The organism is Variovorax robiniae (assembly GCF_037889955.1).
Classification (GTDB): Bacteria; Pseudomonadota; Gammaproteobacteria; order Burkholderiales; family Burkholderiaceae_C; genus Variovorax; species Variovorax robiniae.
This window is the reverse complement of the sequence record NZ_JBBKZS010000006.1, coordinates 96,636-114,613: the sequence shown is the minus strand read 5'-3', so window position 1 is coordinate 114,613 and position 17,978 is coordinate 96,636. Positions and strand designations below refer to the sequence as shown.

The 17,978-nt window shown below is 66.5% G+C and carries 8 protein-coding genes and 1 tRNA gene; 3 read left to right on the top strand and 6 right to left on the bottom strand.

What is annotated here, in order from left to right:
* Positions 1–215: 215 nt before the first annotated feature.
* Positions 216–9,281 carry an Ig-like domain-containing protein gene (locus WKW79_RS15930; RefSeq protein WP_340336146.1) on the bottom strand — a complete coding sequence of 3,022 codons (9,066 nt, stop codon included), beginning with the start codon at positions 9,279–9,281 and terminating at the stop codon, positions 216–218.
* A gap of 375 nt (positions 9,282–9,656) precedes the next feature.
* Between WKW79_RS15930 and WKW79_RS15925 the strand changes: the two genes are divergently transcribed.
* Positions 9,657–12,542: a valine--tRNA ligase gene (locus WKW79_RS15925; protein WP_340336145.1), complete on the top strand. Its 2,886-nt coding sequence runs from the start codon at positions 9,657–9,659 to the stop codon at positions 12,540–12,542.
* 137 nt (positions 12,543–12,679) lie between these two features.
* Positions 12,680–13,567 (top strand): UTP--glucose-1-phosphate uridylyltransferase GalU, encoded by an 888-nt coding sequence (galU, locus tag WKW79_RS15920; protein WP_340336144.1) that lies wholly within the window; start codon positions 12,680–12,682, stop codon positions 13,565–13,567.
* On the opposite strand, the gene WKW79_RS15915 is transcribed toward galU, so the two are convergent.
* The 5 genes from WKW79_RS15915 to cysM all read right to left on the bottom strand — a co-directional run bounded on the left by WKW79_RS15915 (position 13,548) and on the right by cysM (position 17,839).
* Positions 13,548–14,669, bottom strand: coding sequence for an SGNH/GDSL hydrolase family protein (locus WKW79_RS15915; protein WP_340336143.1), 1,122 nt, complete (start codon positions 14,667–14,669; stop codon positions 13,548–13,550). The genes galU and WKW79_RS15915 overlap by 20 nt on opposite strands.
* Positions 14,670–14,908: 239 nt before the next feature.
* Complete coding sequence (locus WKW79_RS15910; RefSeq protein ID WP_340336142.1) at positions 14,909–15,988, bottom strand: SGNH/GDSL hydrolase family protein; 1,080 nt, start codon at positions 15,986–15,988, stop codon at positions 14,909–14,911.
* 72 nt (positions 15,989–16,060) lie between these two features.
* Positions 16,061–16,288 (bottom strand): sulfurtransferase TusA family protein, encoded by a 228-nt coding sequence (locus WKW79_RS15905; RefSeq protein ID WP_340336141.1) that lies wholly within the window; start codon positions 16,286–16,288, stop codon positions 16,061–16,063.
* Positions 16,289–16,381: 93 nt separating this feature from the next.
* Positions 16,382–16,927: an NUDIX domain-containing protein gene (locus WKW79_RS15900; protein ID WP_340336140.1), complete on the bottom strand. Its 546-nt coding sequence runs from the start codon at positions 16,925–16,927 to the stop codon at positions 16,382–16,384.
* A gap of 9 nt (positions 16,928–16,936) precedes the next feature.
* Positions 16,937–17,839, bottom strand: coding sequence for a cysteine synthase CysM (gene cysM / locus WKW79_RS15895; protein ID WP_340336139.1), 903 nt, complete (start codon positions 17,837–17,839; stop codon positions 16,937–16,939).
* Positions 17,840–17,882: 43 nt separating this feature from the next.
* Here cysM and WKW79_RS15890 point away from each other — a divergent pair.
* A tRNA-Leu gene (locus tag WKW79_RS15890) sits at positions 17,883–17,967 on the top strand.
* Positions 17,968–17,978 lie beyond the last annotated feature (11 nt).

Genomic DNA, 17,978 nt, shown 5'->3' with positions numbered 1-17,978 from the left:
TTTCGCATCAGCAGCCGGAATTCGCCCGGTCAGCAACACCGCGATGAATCGGCGCGATCCCGATCCGGACTTGCAAGACTTGCGGGGGCAGCGGCGAATACGGCGGCGGACAAAGCCTGTACTTGCGCGCATTCCCGCATTCCCGCATTCCCGGTTCTGGCGCCGCGTTCTTGCGGGGCCGGAACCGGGACGCTCCGGTTCAGGTCCAGCCTGGTTCAGCAACCGCCCCCCAGCGCCTTCATCAATCCCTGCTGGTCCGCCGATGGACTGCGGCTGGCCTTCGCGAGTTGCTTCGCAAAGCTCACCGGCCGCTTGGCCAGGGGCTTGGTGCCCTTGCCCTTGGTGGCGTCGTGGTGGACCTGGGCCTTGACCACGATGCGCGCCTTCATGTCCTTCTGGACCGTCGGCTTGTTCGGCTTGTCGTTGGCGCGTGGAACGTCCTCGGCCACTGGCGGGCGCGAGGGCGCCAGCTTGCAGGTCCCGAGACCTTGCGCCTGCTCGCCCTCGCCCTCTTCCTCCGGCAGCGCGTTCTCGAAGCGGCCGAACTGCTCGCGCAGGCGGTTGTCGGCGGCCACGCGGGACACCACGTTGCTGCCCGTGTCCGTGCCCAGCGAGCGGCCAGAGCTTTCCAGCGAACTGCCATGCAATGTCTGCACGCCATTGACCGCCTGGAGCACCGCGCCATTCGCGTCGAGCATCTGCGTGCCATTGAGCGAATCGATGCCATTCACCGCGTCCAGCACCGCGCCTTCCGCCGTGATCCGCTTGTCGGTCCCGCGGTGTTCGAACAGCGAGTCCGAGGGCTCGAAGACGAAGGGGTAGTCGCCGCGGTACAGGTCGCCCTTCACCTGCAACGTGAGCAGGCCGGGGGTCAGCCCGCCATGGCCGTCGCTGACGGTGTAGTGCACCTTCACGTCGCCGGTGTAGCCACGCTCCGGCGTGAAGCTGTAGCTGCCGTCCTCGTTCACCAGCAGCACGCCCTTGCCGGGGATCTGCACCGGCGTGCCGGTCTTGATCGGACCGGGCAGGCCGTCCACGGTGATGTCCTTGACGGTGAGCGGGTCACCTTCCGGATCGCGGTCGTTGGGCAGCAGGCCGTCCTTGGGGCCCGCATGGACCGGGTGGCCGTCGATGACCTGCACGGTCTCGTCCTGCACGACCGGGGGATCGTTCACCGGTGTGACGGTGATGTTGACCGTGCCCGTGTCCCTCGCGCCCGAGGGGTCGGCGATCTCGTAGTCGAAGCTGACCGGGCCGTTGTAGTCGGGCGCCGGCATGAAGGTGATCGTGCCATCGGCGGCCACGTTGACCGTGCCGTTCGGTACCGGGATCGACTGTGCCGTGCCCGGCGTGAGATCCACGCCGTTGATGGAGACGATGTGCAGCGTGTCGCCATCGACATCGGTGTCGTTGCCCAGCAGGTTCAGCGTGACCGGCTTGTCTTCCGGCGTCGTGACGTTGTCGTCGATCGCCACCGGCGCGTCGTTCACCGGGGTGACGACGATGTCCAGCTTGCCTTCGACGGTGCCGCCATGGCCGTCGTCCACCGTGTAGGTGATCTCGGGCACCGGGCCGTGGTAGTCGACCACCGGGGTGAATTTGTAGCCACCGTCCGGATCGATGGTGACGGTGCCGACGCCGGGGATGGTCGCTGGCTCGCCGGCCTTGATCGGGCCAGGCACCCCCGGCACCGTGTAGTCCTTGATGACCAGCGGATCGCCATCGATGTCGGTCACGTTGGACAGCAGGCCGTCCTTCGGGCTGACCACCAGAGGGGTGTCCTCGGGCGTGGAGATGGCGGTTTCCACCGCCTCGCCGGGCTGGCCGGGCTTGGCGGGATTGCCCGGGTCAACGGGATGGCCGGGCGTGCCGGGGCCCGCGGGCTTGGTCGGCACGCTGATCACCGGCGCATCATTCACCGGCGTGACGGTGATGTTCACCGTGCCCGTGTCCGTGGCGCCCGAAGGATCGGCGACCACGTAGTCGAACTTGACCGGGCCGTTGTAGTCCGGCGCGGGCATGAAGCTGATCGTGCCGTCGGCGGCCACGTTGACCGTGCCGTTGGGCACAGGGATCGACTGGGCCGTACCCGGCGTGAGGGTCTCACCGTTGATCGAGACGATGTGCAGCGTGTCACCGTCCACATCGGTGTCGTTGCCGATCAGGTTCAGCACGACGGCCTCGTCTTCGGGCGTCGTGAACTGGTCGTCCACGGCCACCGGCGCGTCGTTCACCGGCGTGACGACGATGTCCAGCTTGCCTTCGGCGGTGCCGCCGTGGCCGTCATCCACCGTGTAGGTGATCTCGGGCACCGGGCCGTGGTAGTCCACCACCGGGGTGAATTTGTAGCCACCGTCCGGGTCGATGGTGACGGTGCCGATGCCGGGGATGGTCGCTGGCTCGCCAGCCTTGATCGGACCTGGAAGACCCGGCACCGTGTAGTCCTTGATGACCAGCGGATCGCCATCGACATCAGTCACGTTGGACAGCAGGCCGTCCTTCGGGCTGACCACCAGGGTGGTGTCCTCGGGCGTGGAGACTGCCGTCTTGGCCGGATCGCTGGGCGTGCCCGGCGCGCCAGGGATCACCGGATGGCCCGGCTCGCCAGGAACGTCCGATTGGCCCGGCTCGCCCGGGGTGACGGGGTAGCCGGGCGTGCCGGGGCCCGCAGGCTTGGTCGGCACGCTGATGACCGGCGGGTCGTTCACCGGCGTGACGGTGATGTTCACCGTGCCGGTGTCCTCGGCGCCCGACGGGTCGGCCACCACGTAGTCGAACTTGACCGGGCCGTTGTAGTCGGGCGCCGGCATGAAGCTGATCGTGCCGTCGGCGGCCACGTTCACCGTGCCGTTGGGCACCGGGATCGACTGGGCCGTGCCCGGGGTGAGGGTCTCACCGTTGATCGACACGATGTGCAGCGTGTCACCGTCCATATCGGTGTCGTTGCCGATGAGGTTCAGTGTGACCGGCTTGTCTTCGGGCGTCGTGACGCTGTCGTCGATCGCCACCGGCGCGTCGTTCACCGGCGTGACGACGATGTCCAGCTTGCCTTCGGCCGTGCCGCCATGCCCGTCATCCACCGTGTAGGTGATCTCGGGCACCGGGCCGTGGTAGTCCACCACCGGGGTGAATTTGTAGCCACCGTCCGGGTCGATGGTGACGGTGCCGATGCCGGGGATGGTCGCTGGCTCGCCAGCCTTGATCGGGCCGGGCAGGCCAGGCACCGTGTAGTCCTTGATGACCAGCGGATCGCCATCGACATCGGTCACGTTGGACAACAGGCCGTCCTTCGGGCTGACCACCAGGGTGGTGTCCTCGGGCGTGGAGACTGCGGTCTTGGCCGGATCGCTGGGCGTGCCCGGAGCGCCCGGGGTCACCGGATGGCCCGGCTCGCCAGGAACGTCCGGTTGGCCTGGTTCGCCCGGGGTGACGGGGTAGCCGGGCGTGCCGGGGCCTGCGGGCTTGGTCGGCACGCTGATGACCGGCGGGTCGTTCACCGGCGTGACCGTGATGTTGACCGTGCCAGTGTCCTCTGCGCCCGACGGGTCGGCGACCACGTAGTCGAACTTGACCGGGCCGTTGTAGTCGGGCGCGGGCATGAAGGTGATGGTGCCGTCGGCGGCGACATTCACCGTGCCGTTGGGCACCGGGATCGACTGGGCCGTGCCTGGGGTGAGGGTCTCACCGTTGATCGAGACGATGTGCAGCGCGACGTCATCGACATCGGTGTCGTTGCCGATCAGGTTCAGAACGACGGACTCGTCTTCCGGCGTCGTGAAGCTGTCGTCCACGGCTACCGGCGGGTCGTTCACCGGCGTGACCGTGATGTTCACCGTGCCCGTGTCCGTGGCGCCCGAGGGATCGGCGACCACGTAGTCGAAGGCGACCGGACCGTTGTAGTCGGGCGCGGGCATGAAGCTGATCGTGCCGTCGGCGGCGACATTCACCGTGCCATTGGGCACCGGGATCGACTGCGCCGTGCCAGGTGTGAGAGGCTCGCCATTGATCGACACGATGTGCAGCGTGACGTCATCGACATCGGTGTCGTTGCCGATCAGGTTCAGAACGACGGACTCTTCTTCCGGCGTCGTGAAGCTGTCGTCCACGGCCACCGGCGGATCATTCACCGGCGTGACGGTGATGTTCACCGTGCCCGTGTCCTCGGCGCCCGAAGGATCGGCCACCACATAGTCGAAGGTGACCGGTCCGTTGTAGCCGGGTGCCGGCATGAAGGTGATCGTGCCGTCGGCGGCGACATTGACCGTGCCATTGGGCACCGGAATCGCCTGTGCCGTGCCCGGTGTGAGAGGCTCGCCATTGATCGACACGATGTGCAGCGTGACGTCATCGACATCGGTGTCGTTACCGATCAGGTTGAGCGTGACCGACTTGCCTTCCGGCGTGGTGGCCGTGTCGTCGACCGCCACCGGCGGATCATTCACCGGCGTGACGGTGATGTTCACCGTGCCCGTGTCCGTGGCGCCTGAAGGATCGGCCACAACGTAGTCGAACGTGACCGGTCCGTTGTAGCCGGGTGCCGGCATGAAGCTGATCGTGCCGTCGGCGGCGACATTCACCGTGCCATTGGGCACCGGGATCGACTGCGCCGTGCCAGGCGTGCGGGGCTCACCGTTGATCGAGACGATGTGCAGCGTGACGTCATCGACATCGGTGTCGTTGCCGATCAGGTTCAACGTGACCGACTTGCCTTCCGGCGTGGTGGCCGTGTCGTCGACCGCCACCGGCGGATCATTCACCGGCGTGACGGTGATGTTCACCGTGCCCGTGTCCTCGGCGCCCGAAGGATCGGCCACCACATAGTCGAAGGTGACCGGTCCGTTGTAGCCGGGTGCCGGCATGAAGCTGATCGTGCCGTCGGCGGCGACATTGACCGTGCCATTGGGCACCGGAATCGCCTGTGCCGTGCCCGGTGTGAGAGGCTCGCCATTGATCGACACGATGTGCAGCGTGACGTCATCGACATCCGTATCGTTGCCGATCAGGTCCAGCGCAACCGGCTTCCCTTCCTGCGTGACGGCCGTGTCGTCCACGGCCACCGGCGCATCGTTCGCGCCATGGATCGTGATGGTGAGCGTGGCCTGCGCGGCGTCGCCGTCGCCATCCTTCACGCTGTAGCTGAAGACTTCGGTCAGCGTCTGGCCGGGCTTGAGCGCATCGACCTTCGGGTTGGCGTTGTCCACCGCATAGCTGTAGCTGCCGTCGGCGTTGAGCTTGAGCGTGCCGTAGGTTCCGGGCACGCCGCTGCCCACGTTGCCCTCGGGCGCCGTGGCGAGGCCCGCGGCCACGCCCGTCACCGGGCCGGAGAGCGCCTTGCCGTCCGCGCCGAAGGTGTCGTTGCCGATGACGTTGCCGGTCACCGGCGCCGCGTTCTCGTTCACATCGGCGGTGTCGGGCTTCGCGACCGGGCTGTCGTCCAGGATGTCGACGGCCAGCACGCCAGCGTTGTGCGTCGTGGTGCCGGCGCTGTTGGTGATGTCGATGACGAATTCATCGCTCGCCGGGCCGGCGTGCTGGTCGGCCGGCTTCGTCAGCGTGTAGACATAGTCGACCGTGCCACTGTTGGGGTCGAAGCCGGTGATCGACAGCGTCCCGTAGTCGCCCACGATGGTGATTGGCGCAGCAGGCGTGGCCGCCATCAGTTGGTTGATCGTGATGGGGTCGCCGCCGTTGAGGCTGATGCTGCCGACGTTCCAGCCCGGCGACATGTTGAAGCTGCCGCTGGCGACTTCGCTCGTGGCGTCCGGGTCGGTGCCTGTCGCCAGGCCGGCCTCGCGGACCTGCGCGTCGGTGCCCGTGCGCGGGCCATCGTCCAGGCCGGTGATGAAGACTTCCGGCGGCACCGGCTGGATGACCTGGTTGTTCTGGAGCACGATGGTCAAAGTGGCCGTCGCGTTGTCGCCATCGCCGTCGGTGATCTGGTAGGTGAAGGTCTCCGTCAGGGTCTGGCCGGCTTGCAGTGCTGCCACGCTCGGGTTGAGGCTGTCCACCGTGTACGAGTAGGTGCCATCGGCATTCAGCACGAGCGAACCGTAGCTGCCCGCCACTGGCGTGCCCACGCCGCCCACCGGCGCGCCCGCACCTGCTGCCACGCCGGTGACCGGGCCGTTGGCGGCCTTGCCGTCCGCGCCGAGCTTGTCGTTCGACGTGACGTTGCCGCTGACCATGGCGTCGTGGATGTCCACGGAGTCCACGTCGTCGCTGGCCTTCGGCGCGTCGTCCACGATGTTGATCAGCAGGTAGGAGGTCTTCTCGTATTGGATGCGATCGATGTTGGTGACGTCGATGCGGAACGAGTCGTTGATGACGTACTGGCTCTGGTCGGCCGGCTTGGTCAAGGTATAGGTGTAGCTGACCGTGCCCGTGGCTGCGTCGTAGCCGGTGACGCGCAACTGGCCGTAGTTGCCGTTCGACACGAGCGGCGCGTCCGGCGTGGCTGCCTCGAGCTGGGCGCGCGTGAAGAGCGTTCCCTTGCCGAGCGTGAAGTCGACCAGGTTTTCCACCGGGCCGATCGTGAAGGTGCCGCCGGTCGTGCTTTCGGGGCCGCCCGCATCGGTGCCGCCCGGCAGGCCGCTCTCGCTCACCTGCGCATCCGTGCCGGCGACGACGCCGTCCTTGAGGCCGCCGACGTTGACGCGGTCGGCCACGGGATTGACGGTGATGGTCACGTGACCCGTGTCGCGGGCATCCGCGGCATCGGCCACGACATAGTCGAACTCGACCTTGCCGTTGTAGTTGGGGTTCGGCACGAAAGTGAGGGTGCCGTCGGCCGCCACCGTGACCTTGCCGTTCGGCACGTCGATGCTTTGCGCGGTACCGGGCATGAGCTCCACGCCGTTGATGGAGGCCACATGCAGCGCGCCGCCGTCGACGTCGGTGTCGTTGCCGACGAGGTCCAGCGCGACCGACTTGTCCTCGTCCACGACGAAGCTGTCGTCCACAGCCACCGGCGGATGGTTCGTCGCGGTGACGTCGATGTGCACCGTGCCCGTGTCCGTGGCATTGACATCGTCGGAGACGACGTAGTCGAAGGTGACGGGGCCGCTGAAGCCGGGCGTTGGCATGAAGCTCAGGGTGCCGTCGGCCGCCACGTTCACCGTGCCGTTGGGCACCGGGATCGCCTGTGCCGTACCCGGAGTGATGGGCGTGCCGTTGATGGACGCAAGGCGCAGCTTGTCGCCGCGGTCCACATCGGTGTCGTTGCCGATGAGATCCAGCGGGACCGCGGTGCCTTGCGGGGTGGTGAAGTTGTCGTCCACGGCCACCGGCGGATCGTTGACGGGCTTGACCCCGACCCGCGCCGTGGCCGTGGCCGTGGCGCCCGAGGGGTCGGCCACGACATAGTCGAAGCTGGTGTAAGTGCCGCTGAAGTTGGGCGCCGGCGTGAAGATCATGGAGCCGTCGGCCGCCACGTCCACCTTGCCATTGGGCACATCGATGGATTGCGCGGTGCCCGGGGTCAGCGTCATGCCGTTGATCGACTGGATCGTCAGCGCGTCGCCATCCGGGTCGGTGTCGTTCGCCAGCAGGTTGATCGCGAGCGGCTTGTCCTCCTCGGTGAAGTAGAGCTCGCCCACCGCCACCGGCGGATGATTGACCGGGGTCACGGTCAGGCTCAGGGTCGCGGTCGTCGAGGCCTCGCCGTCCGTCACCGTGTAGGTCGCCACCGGCACGTCGCCGTGGTAGTTCTTCAACGGCGTGAAGGAGTAGCTGCCGTCGGCGTGGATTGTCAGCGTGCCGACGCCGGGGATTTCCGCCGGGTTGCCCGCAGCGATGGGATCGGCAATGCCTGGCACCGTGTAGCTGGTGATGGTCAAGGTGTTGCCGTCGGGATCCTTGTCGTTCGACAGCAGGCCGGACTCCATCGGCACCACGAGCGACTCGTCCTCGGCAACGGTGCCCGTGTCGTCGGCCGCGACCGGCGGCCTGTTCTGCGGAAGGCTCGTGTAGACCTGGATGTTGTCAACGGCCATGTCGTCCGAACTGGCCTGGGTGCTGCCGACGATGCTCAGCTTGCTGCCGTCCGCAATGCCCTTGGGCAATGAAACGACGACGTTGGTGAAGGTCCAGGACTTGTAGATCCCGGCCGCGATCGACGCCACATTGCCCGAGGCGCCGTTGAAGTACGTCACCGTCGCATCGCCCGGCGAGTTGACGGCGCCGCCGATGGCCGTTTCGATCCGCGCATACAGCACGCCGCCCACCATCACGTCGAACTTGTTGCCGGCGAGATTGGTGGCGGGATTGGTCCCCCAGCCGTTGTTCCAGGCGAAGTCGAAGGCCACCGTCGCCGCCCCGTTGGCGCCGGGACCGTCGTTCCAGCCATTGATGGGGGTGTTCCAGGTCAGCGTGCTGGCGGGCTTGTTGTTCACGTCCATCATCAGGTAGCCGCCGACCGGGTTCCAGCCCACGTTCTGGATGAAGCCCGTGCTGTTCGTCCATCCGGCGGTGGTGTCGAAGGTCGAGTTGGTGATCTGCGGCGTCGGTGGGTTGTCGCCCAACTCGTGCTGCCAGTCGGCCGCGACGAAGGTCTGCGCCTCCACGGTGCCCACCTCGCGCTCGAGCACCCAGTCGGCGCCCAGGGCCGCCGCGCCGGTGTCGTCGGTGGAGCTGGCCACGTCGGCGCCCGTGAGGTCGGACAGGAGCTGGGCCGCCGCCAGGCCGTCTGCGCCGGCGCCGAAGTCGCAGCCATAGATGCGGATGTCGCCGGTGGCCGAGAGCGCGTGGCCGATGGTGACCAGGTCGTCGTGGTACTGGCCCTGCATGCTGGCAGCGGTGAGCGTCGCGCTGCCCAGGTGCAACTCGCCTTCGCTGCCGTGGCTGACGATCTGGATCGATGCGATGTCGCTGCGGCCTTGCAGCGCCTGGGCCATGGCATGGACGCCGTCCGTGCCGGGCTCGATGAAATGCACTTCCGCACCGGCCGGCAGATCTGCCACCAGCGTCTGCACGTCAGGCAGCGAACGATCGATGAAGAAGACATTGGCGCCCGTGGCCGCTGCCGCACGGTCGGCCGGGCGCCCGGCATCGACCGGCGCCGCCTGCGCCTTCTCCAGCGCCTGCATCAACTGGGCGTCGGCGGCATTCGGCTCGGCCACGGCGTGGGGCTGGGCCTGTTCGGCCATCGTCGCGGCTGTCGCGGCGGCAGCGGCGTCCAGCAGGACACGGGGTTCCAGGGCCTGGAGCCGCAGGGTGGAAAGTGTCTTGGCGCGAGGGCCGGCCAGTGCGGAAGAAGGGAATTGGCGACGCGAACGGTTGAGCATGAAATTCTCGATTCGGAGAGGAAATAGACCGCCAGCGCCTTGCATGAATCGCCGTCGGACTTGTTGGCTCAATTCAACCGCGCCGTGCACAAACGGGATGCAAGGCCCTTCGACTGCGAGCCGCCGGAATTTCCAATCAGCAGGTGGGAAATTTCCGTTGTTACAAGGGAAATCTCTGGCTGTGATTTATTCGCCAGAAAGACCGATGTGGCGCGTCACCGGTCTGACGCCTTGCATCCGGGCTGAGTCGGTCCCGTTTCATGGCGACCGCAGGGGCCGTCGCGCGGTCGAATAAAATCGCAGGCTCCCTTCTCACCCCTCGAACGGCATCCCACCGGGCGCCGTCTCGTACCTTGCACCGCCTGCACCCCCGCCATGAGCGACACCCTGCACCAACCCGGCCTTGAAAGCCTCTCCAAATCCTTCGAACCCGCCGCGCTGGAGGCGCACTGGGGGCCGGAATGGGAAAAGCGCGGCTATGCCAGGGCCGGCTATCGCGGCACGCAGGCGCCCAGGGAAGGCGCCCCGGCCTTCTCGATCCAGCTGCCGCCGCCGAACGTCACCGGCACCCTGCACATGGGCCATGCGTTCAACCACACGATCATGGACAGCTTCACGCGCTACCACCGCATGGCCGGCGCGAACACGGTCTGGGTGCCCGGCACCGACCACGCCGGCATCGCCACGCAGATCGTGGTGGAGCGCCAGTTGCAGGAGCAGAAGCAGGACCGTCACGAGCTCGGCCGCAAGAACTTCGTCGCGCGCGTGTGGGAGTGGAAGGAAAAGTCCGGCAACACCATCACCGGCCAGATGCGCCGCCTCGGCGACACGGTGGACTGGAGCCGCGAATACTTCACGATGGACGACAAGCTGTCGAAGGTCGTCACCGACACCTTCGTCAAGCTCTACGAAGAAGGCCTGATCTACCGCGGCAAGCGCTTGGTCAACTGGGACCCGGTGCTCAAGACCGCCGTGAGCGACCTCGAGGTCGAGAGCGAGGAAGAGAACGGCTTCCTCTGGCACATCGCCTACCCGCTGGAAGACGGCTCCGGCTCGCTCACCGTCGCGACCACGCGCCCCGAAACCATGCTCGGCGACACCGCCGTGATGGTGCACCCCGAGGACGAGCGCTACACGCACCTGATCGGCAAGAACGTCAAGCTGCCGCTGGTCGACCGCCTGATCCCGGTGATCGCCGACGAATACGTTGACAAGACCTTCGGCACCGGCGTGGTCAAGGTCACTCCTGCACACGACAACAACGACTATGCCGTCGGCCAGCGCCACAAGCTGCCGATGATCGGCGTGCTCACGCTGGACGCCACCGTCAACGAGAACGCGCCCGAGAAATACCGTGGCATGGACCGCTTCGTCGCGCGCAAGGCCGTCGTGGCGGACCTCGAAGCGCTGGGCCTGCTGGTCGACACGGTCAAGCACAAGCTCATGGTCCCGCGCTGCACCCGCACCGGCGCCATCATCGAGCCCATGCTGACGGACCAGTGGTTCGTCGCCATGAGCAAGCCGGATGCCAAGGGCCAATCCATCGCGCAGAAGGCCATCGACGCCGTGCAATCCGGCGAGGTCCGCTTCGTGCCCGAGAACTGGATCAACACCTACAACCAGTGGATGAACAACATCCAGGACTGGTGCATCAGCCGCCAGCTCTGGTGGGGCCACCAGATCCCGGCCTGGTACGACGAGGACGGCAAGGTCTACGTCGCACGCAGCGAGGCCGATGCGCAAGCGCAAGCCGGCGCCGGCAAGACGCTCACGCGCGACGAGGACGTGCTCGACACCTGGTACTCCTCCGCGCTGGTGCCCTTCTCGACCATGGGCTGGCCCGAGGTCGATGACGCCCCCACCTCCGACTACAACCTCTATCTCCCCTCCTCCGTGCTGGTCACGGGCTACGACATCATCTTCTTCTGGGTCGCCCGGATGATCATGATGACCAAGCACTTCACCGGCCGCGTGCCCTTCCGCGACGTCTACATCCACGGCGTGGTGCGCGACTCGCACGGCCACAAGATGAGCAAGTCCGAAGGCAACGTGCTCGACCCGGTCGACCTCATCGACGGCATCGCGCTGCCCGAGTTGCTCGACAAGCGCACGCAAGGGCTGCGTCGCCCCGAGACCGCACCGCAAGTCCGCAAGAACACGCAGAAGGAATTCCCCGAAGGCATCCCCGCCTTCGGCGCCGACGCGATGCGCTTCACCTTCGCATCGCTGGCCTCGCTCGGCCGCAGCATCAACTTCGACCCGAAGCGCTGCGAGGGCTACCGCAACTTCTGCAACAAGCTCTGGAACGCCACGCGCTTCGTGCTCATGAACTGCGAAGGCCAGGACTGCGGCCTGATGGAGCACACCAAGGAAGAGTGTGCCGTCGGTGGTCCGGCCCATGGCTACCTCACCTTCAGCAAGGCCGACTACTGGATCACCTCGCAGTTGCAGCGCGTGGAAGCCGCCGTCGCCAAGGGCTTCGAGGAATACCGCCTCGACAACGTCTCCACGGCCATCTACCAATTCGCGTGGGACGAGTTCTGCGACTGGTACCTGGAGATTGCCAAGGTCCAGATCCAGAACGGCAACGACTCGCAGAAGCGCGCCACGCGCCGCACGCTGATTCGCGTGCTCGAAGCGCTGCTGCGTCTCGCCCACCCCATCATCCCGTTCATCACCGAAGAGCTGTGGCAGAAGGTCGCGCCCGTCGCAGGCCGCACCGGCGAGTCGATCATGATCGCTGCCTACCCCCAGTCGCAGCCCGGCAAGGTCGACGAAGCCGCCGAGGCCCACGTCGCCAAGCTCAAGCAACTGGTCGACGCCTGCCGCACCTTGCGCGGCGAGATGAACGTGTCCCCCGCCACGCGTCTGCCGCTCTACGCCGTCGCCGACAACGCCGACGAAGCCGCCTTCATCCGCGAAGCCGCACCGGTGCTGCAAGCGCTGGCCAAGCTCAAGGAAGTGAAGCTCTTCGACGACGAGGCGGCATGGTCCGCCGCAGCGGAAGCCGCACCCGTGGCCGTCGCCGGCGCGGTGCGTTTCTGCCTGCACATGGAAATCGACAAGGCCGCGGAGAAGGCACGTATCGGCAAGGAGACCGCACGCATCGAGGGCGAGATCGCCAAGGTGCATGGCAAGCTCGGCAACGAGTCCTTCGTCGCCAAGGCTCCGCCGGCGGTGATCGAGCAGGAGCGCAAGCGCCTGGTCGATTTCAGCGCCAACCTGGCAAGGTTGCAGGACCAGCTCGCGCGCCTGGGTTGAGCGGAAACGCTCACGGCACCAGACCCGACTTAGTTCACATGTCCGATCGGGCTAGGCGCGTTGGCTGACAGGAACCGGGCAGCAGGGCCACTAACATCCAACAGTTGCCCGCTGCTACTTTCTTCTTCATACACCACATGTCTTCTTCCACCCCCATTCGCAAAGCCGTGTTCCCGGTTGCTGGCTTCGGCACCCGCTTCCTGCCCGCCACCAAGGCCCAGCCCAAGGAGATGCTGCCGGTGGTCGACAAGCCGCTGATCCAGTACGCCGTCGAGGAAGCCTACGCCGCGGGCATCCGCGACATGATCTTCGTCACCGGCCGCAACAAGCGCGCCATCGAGGACCACTACGACACCGCCTACGAACTGGAAAGCCAGCTCGAGGCCAGCAACAAGACCGCGCTGTTGAACATCGCCCGCTCGGTCAGCCCCGACGACATGACCTGCTCCTACGTGCGCCAGCCACGCATGCTGGGCCTGGGCCATGCGGTGCTCTGCGCGGAACACCTGGTCGGCAATGAGCCCTTCGCGGTCCTGCTGGCCGATGACCTGATGGTCGGCCCGCAAGGCGGCGAGCCCGTCCTCGCCCAGATGACCCGCGCTTTCGCCACGCTGCAAAGCTCCTTGCTCGCCGTACAGGAAGTGCCGCTCGACCAGGTCCGCCGCTACGGCATCGTGGCCGGCGACGCGGCCGGAGACGGGCTCACCAAGGTCACGCGCATGGTCGAGAAGCCCAAGCCCGAGGAGGCTCCTTCACGCCTCGGCGTGGCAGGCCGCTACATCCTCACGCCGGCCGTGTTCGAGGAAATCCGCAACCAGCCCACCGGCGCCGGCGGCGAGATCCAGTTGACCGACGGCATCGCCGCGCTGTTGAAGAAGGAATCGGTCTACGCCTATGCCTACCAGGGCACGCGCTACGACTGCGGCAGCAAGGAAGGCTTCCTGCAAGCCACGGTTGAACTGGCGCTGGCCCACCCCGAGGTCGGCGACGAGTTCCGCGCCTACCTCAAGAGCCTGGCGCTCTGACCGGGACGAGCTGCGACGCGACGAAACGCGCCAGCTCGTCGTCGCCGATCGGCGTCAGCGGCAGGTCGAATTCCGACTTCAGGTGCGCGACCAGGGATTGCGCCCAAATGGCGTTCCAGGCCAAGCCAGCGTGGTTGTCCGCCAACTGCGCATGGTCCGGCTCGTCGCCAATCGTGTTGGTGACCCGGAGCACTGTGCCAATGTTCACCGCGGTTGGCTTGTGCAGCGCATCCAGGCTGCCCCATCGTTCGTCAAACCACGCAGCATCGTCGAAGAAGGCCAGGTAGGGACCGCTTGCCACGGCCCGCAACGCGCGGTTGAACCTGTCGGTCGCGGCCTGCAGGTTTGCCGTCTCCCTCGCCGAGGGTTGCGGGCGCAGCGGCGAAGGATCGATCGCCAGGCCGATCACGCCGACGACCATGATCCGCGTGGTCGGATGCCGTGAGTGGATGAGGTGGATCGCCGCCTCGACCTGGCCTGCACAGTAGTCGGTCACCTTTTGCAGTTCGGGCGACGCGGGGTCACGGCGCTGTATGTCGCGCACGCCCGCCCAGTCGTTGTCGCCGATGCGAATCACCACCACGCCGTTCCGCCAGCGCTCCGGATGCGCGTCCATCAAGGCCACGAGGCGAGGCGCCTGCCGGAATCGCTGTCCGAGCCGTTCGCCCATCACGTGCTTGCAGGTCGCGCCGGAGTTGGCGAAGTTGTAGAGATAGTCCTCCTTGCGCGGCGCGCGGCCCGCGGAAAGACCCATCAACTCCCGCAACCACGCCACGTCGCCAGGCCGGCCCCAAGTCACCCAAGGCCCCGGATCGAGTTGAGCTTGCCGCAAGCGCGCGATGACTTCGATCCACTGGAAGGTGTGGCTGCGCAACGCACCGCCGCGCTCCTCCGAGCCGGGCGGAAAAGTGATGCTGTCCTGGTACGAGTGACTGTTGGAATCGCCGATCACGGCGATCGGCATCGACCCAGCCGGCGCCATGGCCGCATGGGATGCCGCCGTTCCATCCGCCATGCCATCGCCCCAGACGGCCACCACCGCAACTACGCAAGCGAGACCCAGTGCGACGGCCAGCGCAAGGTCGCGCCAAGCCTTGCGCATGCGGCCTACCGCCGCGCCGTCGGCTGGCCGAAGACGCTGCCCCACACGCGTTCTCCCAGCGTCGGCAGGAAGCGGTAACAGCCGCAGGCATGGTGCGCTTGGCGGGATTGCATTCGAGCCCCTCTAAAGAATGATTCGTTCACAAATGTGTCTGACTCGATTGTCCATTGGGAGTTGCGGCGCAACCGACGCTCGCCGCGCCTGGAATCAAGCGAAAGCGTGACCCAGTCCTCGCATCATCATTGCGCGAGAAAATGCACCACTTCCTCGTCGCTGATCGGCGTCAGCGGTGCCCCGGTCAGTGCCCGAATGCGCTCGAGCAGGTATTGCGCCCACAAGGTGTTCATGGCGGTGCCCGCATGACCGTCGCCAAGCCAGACGTTGTCCGGCCCGTCGCCAGCGGTGTTGGAGACATGGTGGGGTCCGATCGTGACCTCCCGATAGGCCGGCTCGCCGTTGGGCCTGCGCTCGCCCCAGCGCTGCCGGAACCAGGTGCCCATGTCGACGAAGCCGACAAATCCAGGATGGCGTGTCGCAATGCCACGCAGCGCCGCGCTGAACGACTCCACGGCGGTGCGGATGTTCGCCCTTGCATTGGCATCGCGGAACCTGTCGAAGGTGCCCGGATCGTCCGCATCGCTGGCCGGGCCGACCACCAGCACGCGCGTCGACGGATTCGCGGCATGGATCGCATCGACGGCACGCTCGATCTGGTCCCGGCAGTAATCAATGGTGGCCTGGAGTTCCGGCGCGGCGGGATCCTCCGCCTGCAGGTCCAGCAGCCGATTCCAGTCGTTGCCGCCGACGTTGATCACCACGACGCCCCGGCGCCAGCGCTCGGGCTCCTGCGCCATCAGCGCCACCAGCCGCGGAACCTGCCGATAGCGCTGCCCGAGGCGGTCGCCCATGATGTTCTTGCAAGCCGCGCCGGTGTTGGAGAAGTTGTAGAGGTAGTCCTCCTTGAGCGGAGCGCGCCCGCCGCCCAGGCCCACCATGTCCCTCAGCCATGCGATATGGCCGGTGCGTCCCCAGCGCACCCAGGGCCCCAGGTCGATTTCCGATCCGCGCAGGCGGGCCAGAACTTCCGTCCACTGGAAGGTGCGATCGCGCAGCGCGGCGTCGCGCAATCCGCCTCCAGAGGGAAAAGTGATCGGGTCCTGGTAGGAATGGCTCCCCGAATCACCGATCACCGCCAACGGAATGGCCGTCGTGATCGGCAGATGCCGCGCCGAAGCAGGCAGGTTGTCCGGCCAGAGCACTGCCCCAAGCAAGGCCGCGAAGCCCGCCCCCAACGCGATCCATATCACTCGAGCAATCACCGGACACGCCTCCCCAGGCAGATTCAACCTCATCCCGGCCCGTCAAGGCCCCCGCCGCTGAGCGGCCGTAACTCAGCGTCTTCGCAACACGTGAATGAAATCGTCGCCCTGCGTCTGCTGCTCCACCAGGTCATTGCCGGTCTGGCGCGAAAACGCCTGGAAGTCACGCACCGACCCTGCATCGGTCGAGACGACCCTCAGCAACTGGCCGCTCGCGAGTTCGTTGAGCGCCTTCTTTGCCTTGAGGATCGGCAAGGGGCAGTTGAGGCCGCGGGTGTCGAGCTCTTTGTGGATGTGCATGCGAATCCTTGAATCAGTCTTGGATTCTAGGATTTGTCCGTGCGTTCCGTGGCGTCGCGAGAGACGCGACGCACGCCCGACAATGCTTTCGATCTAGTTCGCCGGCGCGGGATTCGCGGGCTTCGGCCATTCCAGGAAGGTCGGCTCGTGGCCACGCGTGCGCAGCCAGTCGGCCAGCGCATAGCCGGTGCCGGCCGGCCAGCAGCGCAGGTCCGGCAGGTCGTAGAGGCGGTAGTCGACCAGCTCCGGCGACAGGCTCACCTCACCGTCCGCCACCGCGTGGTAGGCGATGATGACCTGGTTCATGCGCTGGAAGTCGTACACGCCGACCAGGTTGAGCTCGCTCGCGTCGAGGTTGGTCTCTTCCTTGATCTCCCGCGCGATGCCTTCCTGCGGCGTCTCGCCGGCCTCCATGAAGCCGGTGATCAGCGCGTACATCTTGTGCGGCCAGGCGGCATTGCGCGCCAGCAGCACCTGGCCGCGGTACTCGATGATCGCGGCCAGCACCGGCGTCGGGTTGTTCCAGTGCGTGTGGCCGCAGGCCGGGCAGCGCAGGCGCGACTTGGGGCCGCCGTCTTCATGCTGCGCGATCCATTCGAGTGGCGTGGCGCAGGCGGGGCAGAACTTGGGATCAGGCATGGTGGGCAATCAGGCTGGAAAGACGCCGGTGGAAAGATAACGATCGCCCCGGTCGCAGACGACAAACACGATCGTCGCGTTTTGCACCGTCTTTGCAATCTCCAAGGCGACCCAGAGCGCGCCGGCCGCCGAGATGCCGCCGAAGATGCCCTCCTCGCGCGCCAGGCGCCGGCACATTTCCTCGGCGCTGTCCTGGCTCACGTTGACGACCTGGTCGACACGGCTCGGGTCGTAGATCTTGGGCAGGTAGGCCTCGGGCCACTTGCGGATGCCCGGGATGCGCGAGCCCTCGTCGGGCTGCGCGCCGACGATCTGGATCGACGGGTTCTTTTCCTTCAGGTAGCGCGAGACGCCGGTGATGGTGCCGGTCGTGCCCATCGCACTCACGAAGTGGGTGATGCGCCCGCCGGTGTCTTCCCAGATCTCGGGGCCGGTGGTCTCGTAGTGGATGCGCGGGTTGTCGGGGTTGGCGAACTGGTCGAGCACCCGGCCCTTGCCCTGCACCACCATGCGGTCGGCCAGGTCGCGGGCGTATTCCATGCCGCCGCTCTTGGGCGTGAGGATGAGTTCCGCGCCGAAGGCCTTCATGGTCTGCGCGCGCTCCACCGAAAGGTCCTCCGGCATGATCAACACCATGCGGTAGCCCTTGATGGCCGCGGCCATCGCGAGCGCGATGCCGGTGTTGCCCGAGGTGGCCTCGATGAGCGTGTCGCCAGGCTTGATCTCGCCACGCTCCTCGGCGCGCTTGATCATCGACAGCGCGGGCCGGTCCTTCACCGAGCCGGCCGGGTTGTTGCCCTCGAGCTTGCCGAGGATCACGTTGCCCCGCTTGTCGTTTTCCTCGGCACCGATGCGCCGCAATGCAACCAGCGGCGTCTTGCCGATCGCGTCTTCAATCGTCGGGTAATTCATGGGGAGTCACTGTGCCATAATTTCGGGCTGCACTTCTCGCGATGCCCGGGTGGTGAAATTGGTAGACGCAGGGGACTCAAAATCCCCCACCGAAAGGTGTGCCGGTTCGATTCCGGCCCCGGGCACCAGCCGCCTCATG